This window comes from Xenorhabdus bovienii (assembly GCF_024721015.1).
In the GTDB taxonomy this organism is placed as follows: Bacteria; Pseudomonadota; Gammaproteobacteria; order Enterobacterales; family Enterobacteriaceae; genus Xenorhabdus; species Xenorhabdus bovienii.
This window is the reverse complement of sequence record NZ_JANAIF010000203.1, coordinates 1-1,456: the sequence shown is the minus strand read 5'-3', so window position 1 is coordinate 1,456 and position 1,456 is coordinate 1. Positions and strand designations below refer to the sequence as shown.

The 1,456-nt window shown below is 52.6% G+C and carries 1 protein-coding gene; it reads right to left on the bottom strand.

Annotated features, from left to right (window positions below):
- Nucleotides 1-152: 152 nt before the first annotated feature.
- On the bottom strand, nt 153-1,456 hold a 1,304-nt coding region (tssI, locus tag NXS07_RS19980; RefSeq protein ID WP_258087507.1), incomplete at its 5' end, for a type VI secretion system tip protein TssI/VgrG.

Below are 1,456 nucleotides of genomic sequence, written 5' to 3'. Positions count from 1 at the left end.
CTGCTCAACCCAGTCGTTATGGTAAAACTGATCGACCGGATTGGGTTGCGCCAGCGAATTGAGGATAAAGAATACCGGTGCATCATTGGATTTATTCAGCCATGCCTGCCAGCTTGTTGAGGTTTCTGTCATCATTTCTTCCGTCATTATAATTATTCCTTTTTGGCGGGTTTAATCACCGGACTGACATCCTGCTGTGCCAGTAACGGGCAGTATGGGTGAGCCGGGAATTCCACCATCGGCAACGGTGCTACACCTTCCGGTAATTGCAGTGCCAGCCCGCGCCTGCTGCCACCGGAACCCTGCCCGACATTAAGCGGTGAACACAGAATGCCGCCCGGCGTGACTTTCAGAAACGTGCCACCCACTTTCAGCGTGATTTCAGATGCGGCTTCCAGCACCACTTTGCCACCGCTTTTCAGGTGAATTTCCTGTCCGCTGTCAATGATGGTCGCATCCCCAGTCTGGGTATGCTGACTGCCGGCAATCCGGTGTGACACATCCCCTTCGGTGGTGATTTTGCGCGAACCGGCCACCTGATGGTGGTCATCGGCGCGGATATCGTGGTAGCGGTTACTGTCGATGCGGCTCTTCTGGTCGTGCTTGATATGCCAGTAAGCATCATTTTCGATATGGGCGGTAAAATCTTTCTGGCCGTGAAAATAGATTTCTTCGCTGCCTTTCGCATCCTCAAAGCGCAGTTCGTTAAAACCTTTGCCCTTGTGGGTTTTTGTTTTAAAGGTCGTGCGGGTCTTTTGCGTCGGTAAATCCAGTGGCGGACGGTTCAGGCCGTTGTAAACACACCCGGTGACGATGGGGCGGTCAATATCGCCATTCAGATAAGAAATAATCACTTCCTGCCCGATACGGGGAATGGCCATAAAGCCGAAGCCGTTGCCGTTCCAGCCTTGCGCGACACGTACCCAGCAGGAAGCTCCGTCATCCGGATCGTCATAGCGGTTCCAGTGAAAATGCACTTTAATCGCGCCGTCTTTATTGACGAAGATTTCCTCCCCTTCCGGCCCGACCACCCTCGCCGTTTCATCACCCTCGGCTAAGGGTTTGTAGTGGAACGGTGGACGGTAATCATCGAGGCCAGAAATGAAACTGAATGTGTTGCTGAGTGTGGTGCCTTCACCGCCACTGTCTCCCAGTGCCTGCGGGCAACGTCCGTGGTGGCTGATACCCACCACCTGCCAGCGAACATTAAGCGGTTTATGTGGATGATTTTTTATCTCGAAGATTTTGCCCGGCATCAGTTTGATGCAGTTACTACTGCCGCTGCCGGTTTGTTTCTGGTTATCCAGCGCTTCCTGACGGTATTTTAAAAAGGGTTTGGCGGCGGCATCTTTTTGAAAGCGTCCATAACTTTCAAACACGGTATACGGTGTCTGGCTGCCAAAATCACGGAAGCCTTCGCTGCTTTGCATATGGGAGAGGTGATAGCGCGGGTTCT